The 20,256-nt window shown below is 61.3% G+C and carries 14 protein-coding genes; 4 read left to right on the plus strand and 10 right to left on the minus strand.

Annotation, left to right across the window (positions count from 1 at the left end; all coding sequences use genetic code 11):
- Positions 1 to 29: 29 nt before the first annotated feature.
- The gene (locus OKQ63_RS22210; protein WP_264214027.1) at positions 30 to 923 is read right to left on the minus strand and encodes a LysR substrate-binding domain-containing protein; all 894 of its coding nucleotides are present in this window, start codon (positions 921 to 923) and stop codon (positions 30 to 32) included.
- Positions 924 to 1,053: 130 nt separating this feature from the next.
- On the opposite strand from OKQ63_RS22210, the gene OKQ63_RS22215 reads away from it, so the two are divergent.
- Positions 1,054 to 2,583 (plus strand): AMP-binding protein, encoded by a 1,530-nt coding sequence (locus OKQ63_RS22215; protein WP_264214028.1) that lies wholly within the window; start codon positions 1,054 to 1,056, stop codon positions 2,581 to 2,583.
- Positions 2,584 to 2,907: 324 nt separating this feature from the next.
- On the opposite strand, the gene OKQ63_RS22220 is transcribed toward OKQ63_RS22215, so the two are convergent.
- The 4 genes from OKQ63_RS22220 to OKQ63_RS22235 all read right to left on the minus strand — a co-directional run bounded on the left by OKQ63_RS22220 (position 2,908) and on the right by OKQ63_RS22235 (position 7,933).
- Positions 2,908 to 3,939, minus strand: a complete 1,032-nt coding sequence (locus OKQ63_RS22220) for a GlxA family transcriptional regulator (protein WP_264214029.1) — start codon at positions 3,937 to 3,939, stop codon at positions 2,908 to 2,910.
- Positions 3,940 to 3,943: 4 nt separating this feature from the next.
- The gene (locus tag OKQ63_RS22225) at positions 3,944 to 5,908 is read right to left on the minus strand and encodes an ABC transporter permease (protein WP_264214030.1); all 1,965 of its coding nucleotides are present in this window, start codon (positions 5,906 to 5,908) and stop codon (positions 3,944 to 3,946) included.
- Complete coding sequence (locus OKQ63_RS22230) at positions 5,905 to 6,936, minus strand: quaternary amine ABC transporter ATP-binding protein (RefSeq protein ID WP_264214031.1); 1,032 nt, start codon at positions 6,934 to 6,936, stop codon at positions 5,905 to 5,907. The genes OKQ63_RS22225 and OKQ63_RS22230 overlap by 4 nt, the downstream gene beginning before the upstream one ends.
- A gap of 70 nt (positions 6,937 to 7,006) precedes the next feature.
- On the minus strand, positions 7,007 to 7,933 hold the full coding sequence (locus OKQ63_RS22235; RefSeq protein ID WP_264214032.1) for an ABC transporter substrate-binding protein: 927 nt from the start codon (positions 7,931 to 7,933) through the stop codon (positions 7,007 to 7,009).
- A 207-nt stretch (positions 7,934 to 8,140) separates the two neighbouring features.
- On the opposite strand from OKQ63_RS22235, the gene OKQ63_RS22240 reads away from it, so the two are divergent.
- Complete coding sequence (locus tag OKQ63_RS22240; RefSeq protein WP_264214033.1) at positions 8,141 to 8,833, plus strand: response regulator; 693 nt, start codon at positions 8,141 to 8,143, stop codon at positions 8,831 to 8,833.
- Here OKQ63_RS22240 and torS read toward each other — a convergent pair.
- The gene (torS, locus tag OKQ63_RS22245) at positions 8,806 to 11,736 is read right to left on the minus strand and encodes a TMAO reductase system sensor histidine kinase/response regulator TorS (protein ID WP_264214034.1); all 2,931 of its coding nucleotides are present in this window, start codon (positions 11,734 to 11,736) and stop codon (positions 8,806 to 8,808) included. The genes OKQ63_RS22240 and torS overlap by 28 nt on opposite strands.
- Before the next feature lie 94 nt (positions 11,737 to 11,830).
- Between torS and torT the strand changes: the two genes are divergently transcribed.
- Positions 11,831 to 12,883, plus strand: coding sequence for a TMAO reductase system periplasmic protein TorT (gene torT / locus OKQ63_RS22250; protein WP_264214035.1), 1,053 nt, complete (start codon positions 11,831 to 11,833; stop codon positions 12,881 to 12,883).
- A 524-nt stretch (positions 12,884 to 13,407) separates the two neighbouring features.
- Here torT and OKQ63_RS22255 read toward each other — a convergent pair.
- The 4 genes from OKQ63_RS22255 to pdxR form a co-directional block, all read right to left on the minus strand.
- A complete protein-coding gene (locus OKQ63_RS22255; protein ID WP_264214036.1) occupies positions 13,408 to 14,442 on the minus strand; it encodes a YeiH family protein in 1,035 nt (344 codons plus the stop codon).
- Positions 14,443 to 14,607: 165 nt separating this feature from the next.
- Complete coding sequence (locus OKQ63_RS22260) at positions 14,608 to 16,092, minus strand: aldehyde dehydrogenase (RefSeq protein WP_264214037.1); 1,485 nt, start codon at positions 16,090 to 16,092, stop codon at positions 14,608 to 14,610.
- Between the two features lie 17 nt (positions 16,093 to 16,109).
- Entirely contained in the window at positions 16,110 to 17,270 is a 1,161-nt protein-coding gene (locus OKQ63_RS22265; protein ID WP_264214268.1) for an epoxide hydrolase family protein, read from the minus strand.
- 272 nt (positions 17,271 to 17,542) lie between these two features.
- Positions 17,543 to 19,006 (minus strand): MocR-like pyridoxine biosynthesis transcription factor PdxR, encoded by a 1,464-nt coding sequence (pdxR, locus tag OKQ63_RS22270; protein ID WP_264214038.1) that lies wholly within the window; start codon positions 19,004 to 19,006, stop codon positions 17,543 to 17,545.
- 176 nt (positions 19,007 to 19,182) lie between these two features.
- On the opposite strand from pdxR, the gene OKQ63_RS22275 reads away from it, so the two are divergent.
- A complete protein-coding gene (locus OKQ63_RS22275) occupies positions 19,183 to 20,223 on the plus strand; it encodes a TRAP transporter substrate-binding protein (protein ID WP_264214039.1) in 1,041 nt (346 codons plus the stop codon).
- Positions 20,224 to 20,256: the final 33 nt, after the last annotated feature.

Below are 20,256 nucleotides of genomic sequence, written 5' to 3' on the forward strand. Positions count from 1 at the left end.
TGCAATTCTACCGCACTTTCTTCCATCATTCAGAAATCCGGCGTCCGGCTTGTCTGCTGTTTCAGCCACCCGAGAAACTTGCCGGCACAGCTGCCATCGTCCTGGTTGCCTGCGCTTCTGATGTAATAGCCGCTGGCAAGGCGGATGGGTTCAGCATAGGCGATGGTCAGTTGCTGTGATTTCAAGAGATCCGCGGCAACGGATCTCCACCCCAGCATGATACCCTCCCCGCTGAGTGCAGTCTGCACCGCCTGCACATAATTGCTGAAGCGCAGCCCGCCCGGGACCGGCAGTTTGCCATGGCCAAGGCGCTTAAAATAATACTCCCAGCCCAACCAGTCGGGCGTGGTGCCGGTAACGTGAATGAGCCGTTGGCGGGACAGCTGTTCCGCCCCGGTGATCTGCCCGGCCCGCTCCAGGTATCCGGCCGAGCAGATGGGCACAATGGTCTCCTTGAACAGCAGCTGCCAGTCGCCGTCCGGCCAGCTGCCGTCGCCATAGCGGATTGCAATATCGGTGCCGGATTGCAGACCGGCAGCACCGTGATAGGCGGCCATTACATTGACCGCGATATCCGGACAGTCAGCGCTGAAGAAGTTGAGCCGCGGCATCAGCCAATAGGTCGCAAAACCCAGGTTGCAGGAAATGGTGACGGTCTTGCCATCCCCGCGGGACTGCCGCCGCAGGTCCTCGACAGCCTGCGACAGGCGGCCCAGGGAGTCGAGACTGGCCCGGTAGAACCGCTCTCCTTCATCTGTCAGGACCATGGGCCGCGAAGACCGGTCCAGCAAAGGCACTTGCACGAAGTCCTCGAGCTGCCGGACCGACTGGCTGACCGCTGACTGGGATATACCAATTTCTGCCGCAGCCCGTGTCATGCTGCGGTGGCGGACCACCGCATCAAACAGTTTCAGGCTTTGCACGGGCGGGAGCAGGTTCCACATTTCATAAGTTGTAGCTTATGGAATGATTACGAAAAACCCTCTTTTTAAGGGCTGCAGCGATAAATTAATTCGTCCGGGACTGTCAGGCGAGAAACAGCAGGAGGCTGCCATGACCCTTAAGATCACCCTTGGGGATCTTCTTCATGACTGTGCCGCAAATTTTGCGGACCGGCCATTCGTCACCATGGCCGAGACCGGGCAAACGGTCAGCTACGGCGCGTTCGAAGCGCTGACCAACCGTCTGGCCCATGGCATGCAGGACCGGTTCGGCAGCGGCCTGGGCTATGCCGCGATTGTGCTGGAGAACAGCATGGAATATCTCGCCCTCACCTATGCCCTGAAGAAAATCAACGTCGTCGAAGTGTCGGTGAACCGGGCCATGCGCGGCGCGCCGCTGGCGCGGATGATTGATCAGACCCAGGCACCGGTCCTGTTCACCTCCGGTGCCCATCTGGAGGCGCTGGATCAGGTCCGCAGCGGCATTCCGCATCTGCGGGCGCTGGTGATGATGGACGCCGCGGACGAGGCGCGCCGCCTGTTCCCGGACCTGGAGGTCATCCTGTTCGAAGAGCTGCTGGCAGAGCGCATCGATCATATCGTGTCACCGGCCAAGGACACGGATACCGCAACCATCCTGTTCACTTCCGGCACCACCGGGGTATCCAAAGGCTGCATGCTGTCGCACCGCTATGCTGTGCGCACCGCGGAAAACATGATCGGCCCGTTCCGGGTGACTGGCGGCGACTGCGTCTACGCCCCTTACCCGCTGTCGCATATCGGCGCGGCCTATTACGATATTCTGCCCACCATGATGACCGGCGGCCGGGTCATCATGCGCGACCGTTTCAGCCTGTCGAACTTCTGGCGCGAAGTGAACGAATACGGCGTGACCTGGTACATGATGCTTGGCTCGGTGCAGCAGCTGCTGTGGGCCAGCCCGCCATCAGACCTGGAGAAAAGCCACAGGATCACCCGCTGCTGGTCGACGCCCGCTCCGGTGCCCAAGGCGGATTTCGACGCCCGGTTCAACACCCATCTGATCCCCGGCGGCGGCTATGGCTCGACCGATGCGGGCTGGGTTGTGGTGCCGCAATGGGACCACCCGGGCGGGATCGTGCTGCCGCATTTCGATGTCGAAATTCAAGACGACGACGGGGAACGGCTGCCCGCCGGCAAGGCTGGTCATGTGGCGGTGCGCCCCAAGGAGCCCGGTGTCATGGCCGACGGTTATTTCGGGATGCCCGAGCGCACCCTGGAAAGCCGCCGCAACCTTTGGTTCCAGACCGGCGATATCGGCCGCATGGACAAAGACGGGCTGTTCTACTTCCTGCACCGGGTCAGCGAACGGATCCGGGTCAAGGGCGAGATGGTCTCGGGCTATGAAGTCGAGGAAGGCATTCTGAGCCACCCGGCACTCGAAGACTGTGCGGTCATAGCAATTCCCGGTGAGATGGGCGAGGAAGACATCAAGGCCTTTGTCACAGTCAAGGATGGCCACAGCACCAGCGCCGATGCGCTGCGGGCCCACTGCGCCGGACGGATGGCCAAATTCATGATCCCCAAACATTTTGTGTTCCTGGACGAAATGCCGCGCACCCCGACCGGCAAGCCGGAAAAGGGCAAGCTGGCCGCGCTGTAACGGCTGCCGGGACATTGGCCAGCCATCCGGATCACGCCGCCCCCTCGGGCGGCGTGCAGGCTGTGCGCCGCCCTTGAGGAGAGGCAGGGCACGGCAATCCGGCAGCGCCCGCGCCAGACCGCTGTCGCTGGTGCTCGGCGCGCTGCTGATGATCGGCGGGCTGGCCGGCACAAAGTTCCGGCCCTGTCCCCTGCTGGTGAAATATGTCGAAGCCGGTTGGCGCATCCAATCGGCGGGAACGGTCCGGCCCGGAATGTCATAATGCTCTCCGGCGTCCATCGCATCGGCATCGGCCTGACGCCCGTGCGGCTGTATTTTTGCCGGCTAAGTCAGAACAGGGCTGCCGTGAACCGGCCCGCGGGTGTCGGGAAGAAATCTCTGCTTGCGGTCCTGAACCGGTGTGACGCCGTAGAACTTGCGGTAATGCAGCGTCAGTGTTGAGGAACTGGCATAGCCGACAGCGTGGGCGATGTCCGAGATACTGTCCCAGGAGTACCGCACCATCTGCCGGGCAGCCTTCAGGCGCTGGCGGCGGTAATACTCGCCTGGGCTGAGGCCCGTGGCTGTGCGGAAGCTGCGCTCCAGCTGGCGCGGGGATATACCGGCCATGCGGGCGACATCGCGTATGCCGACAGGGATTTCGACGTTCTCGGAGAATATGGACATCGCTTGTTTGACCGCTGGCGGCATCTGGTCGACGGTTCGGCCGCTTTGCAGAACCGGGACCTTCTGCCGCGAGCTGCCGCTGCGGATGACGGGGTGCTGGAACAGGCACGCAACTTCATTCATGGCCGCTTCGCCCAGTGCAATGCAGATCAGTTCCAAAGACAGGTCGAACATCGCCGTTGCTCCGGAAACTGTGTGAATAGCGCCGTCGCGGACGGCCAGACTGTCCACCGCCGTGCAATCCGGAAAGGCTGTTTCAAAGGCGCTGCGGTAGCACCAATGAACCGCACAGCGCCGTCCGGACAGAACGCCGCTGGAGGCCAGAGGGAAAACACCGCCGGACACCCCGCCCAGTGCGACGCCGTGGCGGGCCAGGTAGCGCAGGCGGCCAGGACTTGAGACCGGGTCTTCAAACTCCGCTTCAGGACCGGACAGCAAAAACAGGCAATCAATGCCTTCGGCATCCGCCAGGCTGGAAGCCGCGGAAAAATGCATGCCTGCAGAGGCTGCTGCCTGCGCGCCGGATTCGGTTACCAGGCTCCAGGTGAAAACCTGGTGTCCTGCGATCTCGTTTGCGGCCCGCAACGGTTCCACGGCTGCGGTTAGGCAGGCCATCGGAAAGCCGGGAAACAGCAGGAAGCCGATGCGGCGAAGCGGGGCGGGGCCGAAGTCGCTGGAATGCAGGGTCATGGCATCACTCCAGCCCCAGCGCTTCTTTTTTGGACCGCGCCCAGGTGGTGACCAGGTGGTCCACCATCAGCCCCATGAAGGCAACGGCCAGACCCAGCACCAGCCCCTTGCCCACATCGGTCGAGGACAGTGCGCGCTGCATTTCCTGGCCCAGATCCTGGGTGCCGATGAAGGCTGCGATGATGACCATGAACAGCGAGAACATAACTGACTGGTTGACCCCGACCATGATAGTCGGCAGGGCCATCGGCAGCCGCACTTTCCACAAGGTCTGCATCCGGGTGGCGCCGGACATGTCCGCGGCCTCGATCAGGGTTTCCGGGACTTGCCGCAGCCCTTCGATGGTGTAGCGCACCAGCGGCACCGCCGCGAACAGGACAACCGCACCGACCACGGCCACGTCATTGACGCCGAACAGCATGACCACCGGGATCAGGTAGATGAAGCTGGGGAAGGTTTGCAGGGTGTCGCAGATCAGCAGCGCGATGCCCGCGCGTTTTTCATTGAACGAACCCCAGATCCCGAGCGGGAAGCCCATCGCCGCAGCGATGCAGACGGCGACAACGACGGTGTAGACCGTGATCATGGCGCGGTCCCACCAGCCGGAGGTCGCGATGAGGCCGAAGAACGCGAGGCATGCCAGCGCAGACCGCAGCCCGCCGACAGCCCACCCGGTGGCCGCAAGCAGGGCCAGAACGGCAGCATAGGGCATCCACAGGAAGGCATCGCGGATCGGGATCAGCACCCAGGTGATCAGGAACCAGCGCAGCCACTGGGTGACCGGATCGATCAGCACGATGAACCAATCCGCAACCGCATCAATCGGTTTGGAGATGGTGAAGGCATTGCGGCGGTCGATCTGGTCCATCAGCGGGATGAACTGAGCCAGCACCAGACAGGCCAGCGACAGGCCAAGGCCAAGCAGCAGGAACTTGTTGCGAACGGCAAACGAGATGCCTTTCTCGAAATGCTCCGGCTGTTTGGTGGCCCAGGCCTTGGTGCAGCGGTCCAGCATGACCGCCAGCAGCACGATGGTGATGCCGATCTCGACAGAGCGGCCGATCTTCAGCGCCTGCAAAAGCTGCAGCAGCTTCTGCCCCAGGCCGGGCATGCCGATGAAGCTGGCGAGAACCACCATGGCCAGGCATTGCATGATCACCTGGTTGACGCCGACCAGGATCTCGGTCCTCGCTGTTGGAATGCGCACGTGGCGCAGCAGCTGCCAGCGGGTGGAGCCGCACATATGGCCGCTTTCGATCACCTCATGCGGAACCTTGCGCAGGCCGAGCAGCGACATGCGGATCATCGGCGGCACCGAGAAGATGATCGTGACAATCGCACCCGCCTTGGGGCCGACACCGATGAAGACGACCACCGGGATCATATAGGCGAAATGCGGCAGGCTTTGCGCGATGTTGAGGATCGGATTCAGGATCCGCTCAAAGGTCTTGGACCGCCAGGCGAGGATGCCCATGACCAGGCCGAACAGGATTGAAAAAGGCGCGGCGACGACGATTACGGAGAGGGTCTCCATCGCCCATTTCCACTGCCCCATGACAGCAATCCAGACAAAGGTGCCGCCGGTCAGCAGTGACAGCCGCCAGCCTTGCAGGGCATAGCCGGTGACAAAGCCGATGCTGGCGATCACGGTCCAGGGAATGGGGCCGATCCGGGGCCAGCGGTTCTTGCCGTAAAGCAGGTTGGCGGTCACATCGAGCAGCCACTCCACGCCATCCGCAAAGGCGCGGGTCAGGTAGAGGAGGCCGAGATCATCGCGGATGAACACAAATGCCGTGTTGATCCAGTCGGCAAAGGGCAGGATCATCCATTCCGGCGGCCGTACCAGCCCGGACGGCAGAACCGAATTGCCTGCGGCCAGCAGGCAGGCCGCGGCGAAGATGACCCAGCCCGTTCTGGCGCGCGTCCAGACCTGTGGTTTGCCTGCAAGCGTCATAGTCTGGTCGGTCATGATCCCGCTCCCAGCAGCACGTCCAGTGCTTCCTGACGGCTCATTGCGCCGATCAGGGTACCTGCGTTGTTGGCCACGGGCAGGAATTCGCGGCTGTCATTGACCAGCAGCCGGGCGAGTTCGGAAATGGTCTGCTTGTCGCCAATCGGTGCGCCCGTCAGGCTGTGGCCGTTTACCGCCCGCGCCAGCACCCCGGCGTGGACCACGCGGGATTTCTCGATTTCCTCGGTGAACTTGGCGACATATTCGGTGGCCGGGTTCAGCACGATCTGATCGGGGGTATCGCATTGCTCGACCACGCCGTCCTTCATGATGGCGATGCGGTCGGCCAGGCGCAGCGCCTCGTCGAAATCATGGGTGATGAAGACGATGGTCTTGCCCAGCATTTCCTGCAGGCGCAGAAATTCGTCCTGCATCTCGCGCCGGATCAGCGGGTCGAGGGCGGAGAAAGGTTCATCCAGGAACCAGATGTCGGGTTCGATTGCCAGGCTGCGGGCAATTCCTACCCGCTGCTGCTGGCCGCCGGACAATTCCCGCGGGAAATAGTCCTCGCGCCCTGACAGGCCGACCAGTTCAATCACCTCCAGCGCGCGGGCACGGCGTTCGTGGCGGTCCTGCCCGCGCATTTCCAGCGGGAAAGCGACGTTGTCCAGCACGGTGCGGTGCGGCAGCAGGCCGAAGCTTTGGAACACCATGCCCATCTTGTTGCGGCGCAGATCGATCAGCTCTTTTTCGGACATGCCGCCAATGTTCTGGCCTTCGACCTGAACCTCGCCGCCGGTGATGTCGATCAGCCGCGACAGGCAGCGCACAAAGGTCGACTTGCCGGAGCCGGACAGCCCCATGATCACCAGCATTTCCCCTTTGGCAATATCCAGGGAAACATCGCGCACCGCGGCGATGTAACCGGCTTGGCGGATTTCATCAAAGCCCGGGTTGCCGGTCAGCGACTTCAGATACTGTTCCGGATTGGCGCCAAACAGCTTCCAGACGTTTTTGCAGGAAATGACGGGGGTGGCGGCGGTCATGGGTCTACTTTCATTAGTATGAGGTCCGGGGCAGTGAACCGCCCCGGGGAGTTGGAGAGAGAAGCGGCGTTCAGGAACCGGTCCAGGGCTTCCAGAGATCCTCATTGGCCTCCAGCCATTCGGCGGCGGCGTCTTCAGGCTCCATCTCGTCAATGTCGACCAGCTTGGCCATCTCGGCGATCTGAGGGTTGGTGAAGCTGATTTCGGTCAGCGTCTTGTATGCAGCCGGCCACTTCTCCTTCATGCCGTCCCAGGCGGCTTTCTTGAGATAGCCAGTTGCCGGATTGCCGCAGTCATAGGTGGCGTCCGGATTCGGGCCGACCGATGGGTCCTTATCGCAACCGTCCACCCAGGCCGGGAACTCGACGAACTCGCCCGGCCAGACGGCCTCGGCGAAGTTCGGCGTCCAGTTGAAGATCACAACCGGTCTCTTGGTCTTTTCAGCGGCGGCGACTTCTGCCCAGAGCGCCGAGGCAGACCCTGCATTCACCACGGTGAAGTTCATGTTCAGGGCCTCGACGCGCTCGGCGTCATGCTTGAGCCAGTCGACGGGACCGCCCAGGAAGCGTCCCTTGTCGCCGGTTTCAGGCGTGGCAAAAACGGCGGCGCAATCGTTCAGCGCTTCCCAGCTAGGCAAGCCGGGGCAGGCTTCCTTGGTCCAGGCCGGATACCACCAGTCCTCGCGGGTCACGGCGTTGTGGTCACCTGCGTCATGCAGGCCGCCCTTGGCCCGTGCCTCGTTGAAGGACTTGCCGAACGCACCTTCCCAGACTTCCAGTTCCAGCGTCACATCGCCCAGGCGCACGGATTCATAGACCGCCTGGCTGTCGGTCGAGACGAATTCGACGTTGTTGCCCATCGATTCGAAGATTTGGCCGACAACGTGGCTCATCACGATCTGGCTCGACCAGTTGTGTATCGGAATGATGATGGGATCCGAGGAATCTTCGGCCATCGCCATCGGAGCCGCCAGCGCCATGGCCGTGGCACTCGCCATGAGGTGTTTCCGGATTTTCATGTGTGTCTCCCTGTTGTCGCAGCCCCGGTCCCGATGGCCTGAGGCTTGTTGCTGTGTGAAAGCAGTGCTTTCGGAGACGGAGGCTAGGCAGCAGATGTGAACAGGTCAGCCTGGAGGGATGAACAGGCTGGCCATTTATGTTAAAATTTGTTAACTGGCGGGAAAATTTGCGGGGGCACTGCCAACATGGCGCATATTCTGATCATCGAGGACGAACCGGTCACCCGGAGCACCCTCGCCAGCTATCTCGATGCGCAGGGCTATAGCGTTTCCAAAGCGGAAACCGCCGAAGAGGCCGAGCGGATATTGCAGACAAGCAACGTTGACCTGCTTCTGGTCGACATCAACCTGCCCGGCAAAGACGGGTTGCAGATTACCCGGGAGCAGCGGGCCAAATCCGACATCGGGATCATCCTGGTGACCGGCCGGGATGACGAGATCGACAGAATCGTGGGTTTGGAACTTGGCGCCGATGACTACGTCTGCAAGCCCTTCAACCGGCGTGAACTGCTGGCCCGGCTGAAGAATCTGCTGCGCCGGACCCAGGAGGCGCGGCGGTTGTCGCGCCGGGTCTACACCTTTGGCAACTTCCGGTTTGACGTCGCGGCCCGGCATCTTCAAACCCTCGAGGGGGACAGCGTTCCGCTGACCCGGGCGGAGTTCGAGGTGCTGGATATGCTGATCAGCCGTGCGGGCGAGGTTGCATCGCGCGATGCTTTGATGAGCCGGGTCACCCATCGCCAATACGGCGCCAACCCGCGGACCGTGGACGTGTTGATCCGGCGTCTGCGCGGCAAGCTGGAAGAGGCGCCCGCCAACCCGCGGATCATCACCACCGTGCACGGTGAAGGTTACGTGTTCACCGCGCCCTTGGACTGATAGCCGCAAACACGCAGCACACCTGACAGAGCTTCCAGCACCTGCGGAGCCAATGTGTTCAGTCTGCCCAGCCGCTCTGCGGCAGCTGTCCGGCGGCCGTTGGCGGCAGCCTCTTCCAGGCTGGCCAGGAGGCCCGCCAAGTCCCGTTGCCCGAAGCTGCTGGCAGCCCCTTTTGCCCGGTGGGCTTCTCTTGCCAGCCGCGCGAGATCCTGCGCCGCTTGGGCCGCGTTCATCCTGTCTATGCTGCGGGGCAGCTCCTGCTGGAAGATCACTGCGATTTCAAACGCCTGACCAGCCCCTAGATCCTGGATGTTTTCTTGCATCTGCCGAAGCAGACTGGCATGCCCGTCCCGTTCAGAGGAAGCTTGGCGGGCTGACAGATAAACCTCGCCCTCGCGCCCCTGGGTGACGCTTTGCAGCGCTTTGGCGAGACGTTCCGGGGAGACCGGCTTGGCCACAAAACCATTCATCCCGGCCTGCAGGTGGGTTTCGATCTGCTCTTCCTGCACATGTGCAGAGATGCCGATGACCGGCATTTTCGACAGCCGCGGGTCCGGCATCGCGCGCAAACGGCGGGTAGCCTCGGTGCCGCTGATGCCCGGCAAGTTGACATCCATCAGCACCAGATTGAACTGTGCGTCCGGCAGCAGGGCCAGCGCCTCTTCCGCACTCGCCACGCATTGGCAGCTGTGGCCCATGCGCTCCAGATAGCCTTGCGCGACCATCTGGTTGATCTCATTGTCCTCCACCACCAGAACCGACAGGGCCGGTCCGGACGGCCTGACCGGAATCGGCGGGTCTTCCGGCTCCAAGTCTGCTGGATCGCCGGGCGCCAGCTCCACCGACAGGGTGAACACGGAGCCGACATTCTTGGTGCTTTCCAGAGACAGGCGGGCGCCGATGGTTTGGGCGAAATGCCTGCTGATCGCCAGACCCAGCCCGGTACCGCCGAATTTGCGGGCGGTGTCCGTGTCCTCCTGCTCGAAGGCCTCGAAGATGCGCGCCTTGGCGTCTTCCGAGATGCCCTTGCCGGTATCGCTGACCTCAAAGGTGATCCAGAGGCTCCCTTCGGCATTGCCGTTTGTGCGGACCCGCAGGATGACCTCGCCCTCATCGGTGAACTTCAGCGCGTTCGACAGCAGGTTGAACAGGATCTGCCGCAGCTTGGCGGCGTCCCCCTCAACCAGGTCGGGCAATGCCTCCGGCGCGTCCAGCCAGAGATGGATCCCCTTGCTGTCCGCCCCGGGGCGCAGCAGAACGACGATGTCGTTGATCAGGCCGCGCAGTGAAAACGTAACATCTTCCCGTTCCAGAGCGCCGCTTTCGATCTTGGAGTAGTCCAGTATATCGTTCAGGATTTTCAGCAGGTTCTGGCCCGAGACCAGCGCCACGCGCAGACGCTCCATCTGCCGGGGCGGCAAGCCCTCGTCCGAGAGACTGCGCAGCATGCCCAGCACGCCGTTCATCGGAGTGCGGATTTCGTGGCTCATCATCGCCAGGAATTCGGACTTTGCCTGATCCGCGGCCTCAGCTTTCTGCCGGGCCTCATCATGAGCTTCGACTTCCTCCCGCAGGCGGTCCGTCTGTTCGGCCACCAGGGATTGCAGGTTGTTGCGGTGTTCCCTGAGTTCCCGTTCGTTCCGGTCGCGGACTTTTTCCAGCTCCAGTTTGTCGAGGGCCTGCTGGCGGAAAACCTCCACTGCCGCTTCCATGCGGGCGATCTCGTCCTGTCCGCGCGGGCGCACCGGATGATCCAGCTGGCCGCGCATCAGCGCTGCCATGGTGCCTGCCAGCTGGTTGAGCCGGCGGGTGATGCTGCCGCGCACATAGAACCACAAAACGGCCAGCGACAGAAGGAACCCTGAGATGGCCGCAAAACCGTTGCGCAGCTGTGCCCGCTGAATGTCCGCGGCGGCAGCGTTGCCCGAACTGATTGCCCGCGCCTGTGCCTGATCGGCGACGGCAGAGGCCTCGTCGCCCAGCCTCAGCGCAGTGTTCTGCAAATCCTGTTTGAGGGCTGTGATGCGTTCTTCGGTGGACAGGATGCGGCTGCGCAGGCCAAAGAGGCCTGTGTTGCTTTCCGGCAATGCCCGCAGAAGTGCGGCATAGCTCTCTGCTTGCTGGCGGCGGCCAGGATCACGGATGGCCTTGATGCGGCGGTAAACGATTTCCAGGCGGCTGATCAGCGCGGCTTCAACCGCCTCCAGTTCAGCATCGTTGGCGGCCTCTTCGATCCGGTTTATCAGCAGCCCGATTTCCGCAGTTTGCGACCGAAGCTCGAACATCAGGCCCAGCTGGAAAAGGTCGACTTCGATCAGCTTGTCGAGCATATCGATGCGGGCCTGTTCTTCAACAGGTGAGGTGCCCGGACTGTAAAGACTTGAAATAACTGCCGTTGTTCCCATTTCGGCATTGGCAACCAACGTGTCGGCCATGCTCAGCAGGTCGTTTGCAGCTGTCAGGTTGCGGTCGGCCAGCTGCTTGAAGCCGCTGCGCAGCGCGATGCGGGTTTCCACCAGTTCATCAAGCAGCGCAAGCACCCGCGCGGCATCTGTCACCGTCGCCCGCAGACGGCTGGACCCGGTGATCCCGCCGCGCTCCAGCGCGTCCAGGCGCCGGGTGAGCGCCTCGACCTGATCGGACAGAAACTGAGCCCGGTTCGCCCGTTCCGCCTGGCTCGTGACCGCGGCCAGTTCCGGAGCAATGGCAATGATCCTGGTGCTTTCTTCCGCCATGCCGCGCACCTCGGCGATGGCCGGTATGGTCTGGCTGATCACCTCTGCCTGGCGGCGTGCAAGCCCCCGCAATTCGACCAGACCGAGAATGCCGGCAATTGTCGGCAGACCCGCAATGACGATGAATGCGAGGCTCAGTTTTCCGCCAAGGCCGAGTTTTTCCAACATTCCAGAACTTTCGCCTGCATTTGCAGATTTCGCAAATTTGAATTTCCCTTTCGCGTCCTGCTGCCTATCCTCCGAGCCTGGAAAAGGGGACCTCATGCGCGTTTTGTGGCTAATGCTCTTCACGTTTTTTCATACGCTGGCAGCTGCAGACACGTGGCGCGTGCAGGTGCCGAAAACCGCCTTTGACTACGGCAGCGGGCTTGAGGCGATGGACTATGCACCGCTTGAGCAGGCGGCGCAGGCCTGGCGGCTGTGTGTCGCCTATCCGCACATGAAGGATGCCTACTGGCTGAGCGTCAATTACGGGATGGTGGCGGAAGCCACCCGGCTGGGGGTGTCCTTCAAGCTTGTCGAGGCTGGCGGCTATCCCAACCTCCAGCGGCAAATTCAGCAGGCCGAGGAATGTGTTGCTGCCGGTGCTGATGCCCTGATCCTCGGCACCGTATCCTTTGCGGGCCTGACCAGCACGGTCGAACGTATTTCAGCCTCTGTCCCGGTGATTGCTGCGGTAAATGACATCGCCGATGCAGGGGTCACCGCCAAGGTGGGCGTGTCCTGGACGGAAATGGGCGCCGAAGCGGGGAGGATCATTGCCGCGCGTCACCCCAAGGGGGCGCCGCCAGTCAAGGTCGCTTGGTTTCCCGGGCCGGCAGAAGCGGGTTGGGTGGCTTTTGTGGATGAAGGATTCCGTGCCGCCCTGGCGGAGAGTTCTGCGGTGATTGCAGTGACCAAATACGGCGATACCGGGCGCGAGATCCAGGTGCGGCTGGTCGAGGAGGCGCTGGATGAGGTGCCTGACCTGGAATACATCGCCGGATCTGCTCCCTCTGCCGAGGCCGCAGTGTCGGTGCTGCGCGCCCGCGGCAAGCAGCAGCAGGTTCAGGTTGTGTCAGACTACATGACCCATGCGGTCTACCGCGGGGTCCTGCGCGATCGCATCGTTGCGGCACCCTCGGATTTTCCCGTGCTTCAGGGGCGGCTGGCGGTTGAAATGGCAGTGCGTGCGATCGAAGGCAGCCTGCTTGTCAAACATGCCGGGCCTGCCATCAGGATATTCGACAGCGGCACGGTCGCGGCGGACCTGCTGGACCAGACCCTGGCGCCGGCAAGTTTTGTCCCGGTCTTCGATTTTCAGCCGAAACGCTGAACGCAAGAGCGCAGGTGCCTTTTTTTGTTTGGCGGCCCTGTTGCTGACCGCCAGACCGCCACCGGCCATCCTTTGAGCATGTCCGCCAGCTGCCGTTTGGCCCGTGGCGGACTTCCCGTGGCGGTCATGACAGTGGGCCGGCCAATTGCCCAGGGCGCAGCAGATAGCCCCTTTGCGCGACACTCACCGGCTGTGTGACCCTGCGCAGATCTTTGCGGCAGAACGATGCAGCCCCTTAGCGCGGAGGCCGCACCACTTGTGGTCCTATTTCTGGAGCTCAGTCCAGATCGCGGTGTAAAGCCTGCTGCGCGCGCAAGCAGCGCACAGAACCGCTGCTCCGCTGACAAGGTCTCGCCGCCTGGCAGGAGAAAACTCTGCCATTCAGGTATTACGCACAGATGTTAAAACGGCCAATGTCCGGGGTGTGCCGACGGCCGGCATTTGACCGTGCGGTCTCTGATTTGTTCTCGATAGAGCGAAATCCGGGACGGATTTACGATGCATCTATAATATTCCCTCGCCGATCAGTGGTTGATCAGTGTGACGCCGATCAGGACCCAAAGCGCAATTAAAACAGTCTCTGCAACGATCAGCACAACCGCTTGACCGCCCACTTCGAAAATGCGTTTGAGCGAAGTTTTCATGCCCACTGCAGCGATGGAAACAAGCAACGCCCAACGGGAAAGATCCGACATTGCCGCAATGACCTGCGGCGGTATCAAATCAAATGAATTCAACGCAGCGAAAATCAAAAAGCTGACAACAAACATGGGCAGGACCGGCGGGCGCTTTTCCTCGGAAACCTGCGGGGCCGCGTAGTGCCTGATAGCCAGGGAAATGATCAGGACGACCGGCGCAAGCATGGATACGCGGATCAGTTTCACCAGGGTTGCCACTTCGCCGGTTTGATCCGAAACGGAAAAACCCGCACCGACGACCTGGGCCACATCATGAATGGTACCGCCCAGAAACACGCCTGCTGCTGTGTCATCGAAGTTAAACAGGGCGGTGAGAAGCGGGTAGACGATCATCGCCAAGGTAGACAGCACTGTGACTGAAAGCACAGTAAAGATCAGGTTGCGTTCGGACTGTTCGTTTCTGGGCAGAACCGCCGAAATCGCCATCGCAGCAGATGCTCCGCAGATCGCCACTGATCCACCGGTCAAAAGACCAAAGCGCCAGCCGCGCCCGAGCAGGCGGGCACCGATCAGCCCCGCAATGATGGTCAGGATAACGCCGGCGGCGACCACGGCGATAAGCCTGGGCCCGAGACCAATCATGAGTTCGGCGCTGATGCGCGCGCCAAGCATGGCAATACCGAACCTCAGCACGGTGCGGGCCGTGAAGTCTATGCCCGGCTTGCAGGCACCTTCTTCGGCCAGAAAGTGGAATGCTATGCCTAAGAGCAGCGCCATCAGCATGGCCGGAGCCCCGTAGTGGTCCGATAGGAACTGCGCGGCAGCGGCCACGATGGCCGAGACCAGAAAGCCGCGGCCATGCGTGCGAAGGAAGCCTTTCAGCTGGAGGGGGGAAAATTCCGAAACAGATTTAGCCTGCATTGATCGAACCCTTCTGAAAGCCGCGCCGCGCTGTAGGAGAGCAAAAGCGAGTGGGTGGATGACGGGGAGGAACAGCCGCGAAATCACAGGCCATCCGACCAGCCTGCAACTGGCCTGGCGGGCCACAGTGCTGGCGGCCGCAAGCAACGCAGCCGCCTGTTCTGGTCAGGTGCTGATCCAGATCGTTTTTGTCTGCATGTATTGCGCCAGTGCCTCGGTTCCGTTGTCGCGGGCCAGGGAACCGGACTGTTTGTATCCGCCGAACGGCGTCTTGATATCGCCTTCCGAGAAGCCATTGACCGACACGGTGCCGCACGGCAGCGATCGGGCCATGTGAATTGCCCGGTCTATGTCGCGGGTGAAGACGGTGGCATGCAGGCCGTAGTCTGTATCGCAGGCAATCGCCAAAGCTTCTTCGGCGGACTGAACCGGCATGATCCCGAGCACCGGGCCAAAGATCTCTTCCCGCGCGATTTTCATACCGGGTGTGACGTTCTGGAAAACCGCAGGTTCGATAAAGTGCCCAGGCAGATCGCTGTTGCCGCCCATCAGTTTCGTGGCGCCCTCGTCCTCACCGCTGCGGATATAATCCATAACCATCGCCTTATGATCCATGCTGATCATCGAACCGATGTCCGTGCCAGGATCCAGCGGATCGCCCAGTTTGAACGCCCTGACCCGTTCGCAGACGCGCGCGGTGAATTCCTCGACCAGCGGCGCTGCGATCAGCTGGCGCATGTTGGCCGAGCAGTTCTGGCCGCCATTCCAGAAGGCCGACATGGCTGCATGCTCAATCAGATCGTCGTCGATGGCCGCGTCGTCCAGCACGATGAACGGGCTCTTGCCGCCCATCTCCAGCCCGACGCCCTTGAGGTTGCTGTCGCCCGAATACCGCATGAACATCCGGCCGACCTCGGTGGAGCCGGTGAAGGAAACCGTGTCGATATCATTGTGGAGCCCGATCGCCTTGCCCGCTGTATGGCCGTATCCCGGGACGACGTTCAGAACGCCGTCGGGCACGCCTGCTTCCCGGATCAGTTCGGCCAGGCGCAGTGCCGTCAGCGGTGTCTGCTCCGCCGGTTTGATCACCGCAGAGCAGCCGACGGCCAGCGCAGGGGCAATTTTCCAGGCGGCCATGACCAAGGGGAAGTTCCACGGCAGGACCGCGCCGGCAATACCCGCCGGTTCCTTCACCACAAGCGCCAGCGCGCTTGGCCCGGTGGGGGCGATCTTGCCAAAGGTTTTGTCGGCCAGCTCTGCATACCATTGGAAGAAATTTGGAACCTCGGCCCCTATCTCGTGCAGGCAGTCGGTGATTGTCTTGCCCGTGTCCAAGCTTTCCAGAACCGCCAGTTCATTGGCGTTTTCCCTCACCAGCGCCGCAATCTTCAGCAGCACCTCTTTGCGGTGCTCGGGTTCGGCCCGCGACCAGGTGCCCGCATTGAATACGCGGCGCGCTGCCGCCACCGCCCGGTCAACATCGGCGGATTTGCAATGGGCAACGGTTGCCAGCACCTCACCTGTTGCCGGGTTGGAGGTTTCAAACTTGCCGCCGTCGGCGGCATCGCAGAACTGCCCGTCGATGAAGGCCTGGCCATTCGGTTTCAACTTGCCGGCAATTGCCTGAAAGTCAGCATAAGAGAGGGTCATCATGAAACTCCGTTGTCTCAGCGGCGCAAAATGCGCGCGAATTTGCGAATGTCTTGCAGCAGCAGTTCCGGCTCTTCCATCGCCGCGAAATGCCCGCCGCGCGGCATCTCGGTCCAATGCTGGATGTTGTAGATGCGGTCGGCATAGGATCTGGGCGGCCAGTTCAGCATTTCGGCCGGGAACACCGCGCAGCCGGTGGGGACTTCGACCCGCTTTCCTTCGGGCGAAAGAACACGTCCGCCTTCCTCACGCCTGCCGTAGTAGATCCACGAGGCGGAATTGAAGGTCCGGGTGGTGATGTAGATCATGATATTGGTCAGCAGTTCATCCTTCGAATGGACCGCTTCGATGTCGTCGTTCTTCACGTCCGACCAGGAATGGAACTTTTCGACCAGCCAGGCGGCAATGCCCACAGGGCTGTCCATCATTGCGTAGCTCAGGGTCTGCGGCCGGGTGGCCTGCTGGGTACGATAGCCGTTCTGCATGATCTGATCGTGATCGAACTGCGCTTCCCAGGCCTTCTCTTCCGGGGTTTGCGGCCCGTCCGGATGGCGCATCGTCAGCACATTGATGTGGATCGCAGAGCACGCCGGGGCATGCTCATAGCCCAGCCAGGAACAGATCGCGCCGCCCCAGTCGCCGCCCTGGGCCAGGTAACGGTCGAAACCAAGCGTGCCGGTCATCAGCGAATTGATCACACCTGCCATCTTTCGGGGACCATAGGGACGGGGCGGGCGCCCGGAAAAGCCGAAGCCGGGAAGCGAGGGGGCAACAACGGTAAAGGCGTCTTCGACAGTGCCGCCAAAGCGCTCAGGATGGGCCAAAGGTTCGATCAGATCGAAGAACTCCGCCACCGATCCCGGCCAGCCGTGGCTGATCATCAACGGCATAGGGTCCGGCCCGCTGCCCTGTTCATAGACGAAGTGCATATCGATGCCGTCCACCGGCGCCTTGAAATGCGAAAAGCTGTTGATCCCCGCCTCTTGCGCGCGCCAGTCGAAACCATCAACCCAATACGCGCAAAGCTCCTTGAGGTAGCCCATATTGGTGCCATAGCCCCAGCCGCCGTCATCCGGCATCTCGTGCCAGGGGAAATTGGCAACCCGGTCGCGAATGAACGCCAGCGTTTCATCCGGAACATGGAAAGTGAAAGGGGAGACCTGCGGGTTGGAAAGCATGCGATCTTTCAATGGACCAAATCCTCGGGTTGAATGGCGATGCTCCAAAGCCATCCGGCCGGGCATCCTCGCAGACAGGTAACTGGAAACGACCGCCCGGAACGAGAGACAGGTGCAGGCTTTCGAAGGGACAGTTGGAATCGCAGCGCTAGGCATGCACGGTTGGTGCGCATGCGGCCGCGGGGCCTGCCTCAAACAGGAGACAGGCCCGCAATGGAAGATGAAGCTGAACAGAAATGGGTGCAGAACAGCCGTGGCAAGTCAGCGGCGGCTCAGATCATCGACTGCACTTCATCAGCTATCAATTGCAGCCCCGCATCCATTTTTGAGACCGGAACGTAAGCAAAACCAAGGCGGAAGCTTCTGCTGTCATTCTGGTTCAGATAATAGTCCTGGCCGCGATCCACCAGCACGCCCTTGGTTTTGAGGCGCCGCGCCAATTCTGAACCATCGAACCCCTCGGGACCGGAAAGCCAGAAGGACGTGCCGCCTTCGGATTTTGTATGCTCCAGCATTCCAAGGTGTTTCGTCAGCGCCAAGTTCATTGCATGCCAGCGCTTCTTGTAGCGGCGCTCGATGTTGCGCAGATGGGCGTCATAATGGCCAAGCTGAAAGAACAGCGCGACAATCTCCTGAACGATCGTCGGGGGGTGACGCATCATCACGCCGCGGGCGACGCGTGCTTCCCGGATAATGTCGCGATGGGCAACAATGAAGCCCAATCGGATGCCCGGCGAAACTGTCTTTGACAAGCTGCCAACGTAAATAACACGGCCGTTGTGATCGAGGGACCGCAGCGATGGTGACGACTTGGCGACATAGTTCATCTCGGCTTCGTAGTCGTCCTCGATGATCAGGAAGTCCTTCTTTACGGCCGCATCGATCAGCTCTTCCCGCCTGGACTGGCTCATTGTCACCATGGTCGGAAACTGGTGGCTCGGCGTGGTGAACACCAGTTTGCAGCCCGTTGGTATTGCCGAGGGTGTCAAACCCTGATCATCGATTGGAGCCCCAACCAATTCGTTTCCCGACAGCCGGAAAGCATTCCGGGCGCCGAAAAATCCGGGATCCTCCAATGCTATAGGCTTCCGGTTCTGCGCAAAGATTGTCCCCAGGATGAACAGCGCATTCTGCGAACCGAGAGTGATCAGAATTTCATCTTCTTCGGCATAGATGCCGCGGGTGTTCAGCAGCCTCTGGCGCAATTGCTGCACCAAATGGGGACTGTCACTTTCAACGGAATCGCTGGCCCACGCCGGCATGTGCTTGCGGCCCAGAACCTGCCGCGTGCATTCCCGCCACCCGTCAACCGGGAACAGGTTGGGATCAATCTGGTTATAGATAAAGGGATAGGGAAAGGCATTCCAATCCAGCGGATTCACCACCGGCATCAAATCATTGGCCTGAAAGCCAACCGGGCATGGAACATCGCGTTCATCGTCTTTCGCCGCGCCGGCTTCCGCTGTTTGGAGCGCCGCAGCACTGGGGCTGACAAAGTATCCGGAGCGGTCGCGCGACACCAGAAGCTCCAAGTCCACCAGCCGGTTGTATGCGGCAAAAACGGTGTTGCGCGACACACCCAGTTGGTCTGCAAGTTCCCGGCAGGACGGCAGCGGGCGGTCCAATGCCAGTGACTGCGAGGTTATCGCGGCGCTGACAGATTCGCAGATCTGATCACGCAGGCTGAGGTTCGAATTCCCAGATAGCTTCATGAAGCGTGGCGCGGTTGATCCCAACTGTTTGCTCCCTGTTCCAGCTGCATTTGTCGTGCAGCATGGTACCCGAATTCCCCTCCTCGTTTCAGGCTCAATACCATCTGTCCCCTCCTTTCAGCCGATCTGTCACTTTGAATGCCTCAGGCCAGACAGGATGATCGGAGCGAGCAAGAAGATGCCAATAGGAGGAGAAACCAATGAATATCCGGTCCATAGGAAAGGCCCTGTGCGCAGCGTCGCTCGTCGCGATGTTTGCGCAGTCTGCCGCCGCTGAAACAGTGCTGAAACTCGGTACAGTCGGCCGGCTGGGCATGCCGATCGGCGATGCCATCGAACAGGCGCTCATGCCGGCGCTGGAAGAGGTGTCCGGCGGCCAGATGCGGGTTGAGCCGCACTACCGGGGCTCTCTGTGCGGCGAGCAGACCTGCGGTGAGCAGGCCAACCAGGGGTTGCTGCAGCTTTGGACAAGCTCCACCGCGAACTTCGGAAACTTCGGAACCGCGCTGTCCATCTTCGACCTGCCTTACATCTTCAAAAGCATCGAAGACGCGGACCGCGTCTCCTCGGAATGGCTTGCCGAAAAACAATGCGAGATCGCGGCCGAAGAAGCAGGCCATGTCTGCCTGACAGTTTATTCCAGCGGCGGCTTCCGCCAGCTTGGAAACGCTATGCGCCCGGTGCATGTTCCGTCGGACATGGAAGGCATCAAATGGCGCGTAACCAAAAGCCCCATCGAATATACCCTGATCAAGAACTGGGGGGCGGTGCCGGTGCCCTACGACTGGACACAGCTCTACCAAGGTCTGCAGACCGGCGTCGTTTCCGGCCAGTACGTCGCAACACCATGGCAGGAAATCGCCAAACTTCATGAGGTTGCAAAATACTATACTCAGATTGGCGGATCCTGGTCGGGCAACCAGCTGTCCATGGACAAGCGCCAGTATGATGCGCTCAGCGACCAGGAACGGGAATGGCTGCATACGGCGGCGGATGCCTTTGGCGAGCGGGTGCGGGAACTTGACCGCGAATGGGTTGCCGCTGGCGAAGACGCCATCAAGGCTTCGGTGGAGGAGTGGTATGTGCCGACCGAAGAAGAGCTGGCCGAGTGGCGCGCAGGTGCGATCGGGGCCTGGATAAATGCCAAGGGCACCTTCGATCCGGAAACCGCGGTCCGCGTGCTCGAAGAGCAAGGAATGACGGACTTCATCGCTCAGCTCAAAGAAGCGGGTGCGCTGTGACGGGCGGTTAGCCTCCCGCAGCAAGATATGGCG

This window comes from Leisingera thetidis (genome assembly GCF_025857195.1).
Taxonomy (GTDB): domain Bacteria; phylum Pseudomonadota; class Alphaproteobacteria; order Rhodobacterales; family Rhodobacteraceae; genus Leisingera; species Leisingera thetidis.

Excerpts from the sequence above, each read along its gene's own strand:
- OKQ63_RS22215 (WP_264214028.1), top strand. The coding sequence starts at position 1,054 with ATGACCCTTAAGATCACCCTTGGGGATCTTCTTCATGACTGTGCCGCA.
- OKQ63_RS22220 (WP_264214029.1), bottom strand. The coding sequence starts at position 3,939 with ATGACCCTGCATTCCAGCGACTTCGGCCCCGCCCCGCTTCGCCGCATC.
- OKQ63_RS22225 (WP_264214030.1), bottom strand. The coding sequence starts at position 5,908 with ATGACCGACCAGACTATGACGCTTGCAGGCAAACCACAGGTCTGGACG.
- OKQ63_RS22230 (WP_264214031.1), bottom strand. The coding sequence starts at position 6,936 with ATGACCGCCGCCACCCCCGTCATTTCCTGCAAAAACGTCTGGAAGCTG.
- OKQ63_RS22235 (WP_264214032.1), bottom strand. The coding sequence starts at position 7,933 with ATGGCGAGTGCCACGGCCATGGCGCTGGCGGCTCCGATGGCGATGGCC.
- OKQ63_RS22240 (WP_264214033.1), top strand. The coding sequence starts at position 8,141 with ATGGCGCATATTCTGATCATCGAGGACGAACCGGTCACCCGGAGCACC.
- torS (WP_264214034.1), bottom strand. The coding sequence starts at position 11,736 with ATGTTGGAAAAACTCGGCCTTGGCGGAAAACTGAGCCTCGCATTCATC.
- torT (WP_264214035.1), top strand. The coding sequence starts at position 11,831 with ATGCGCGTTTTGTGGCTAATGCTCTTCACGTTTTTTCATACGCTGGCA.
- OKQ63_RS22255 (WP_264214036.1), bottom strand. The coding sequence starts at position 14,442 with ATGCAGGCTAAATCTGTTTCGGAATTTTCCCCCCTCCAGCTGAAAGGC.
- OKQ63_RS22260 (WP_264214037.1), bottom strand. The coding sequence starts at position 16,092 with ATGACCCTCTCTTATGCTGACTTTCAGGCAATTGCCGGCAAGTTGAAA.
- OKQ63_RS22265 (WP_264214268.1), bottom strand. The coding sequence starts at position 17,270 with ATGCTTTCCAACCCGCAGGTCTCCCCTTTCACTTTCCATGTTCCGGAT.
- OKQ63_RS22275 (WP_264214039.1), top strand. The coding sequence starts at position 19,183 with ATGAATATCCGGTCCATAGGAAAGGCCCTGTGCGCAGCGTCGCTCGTC.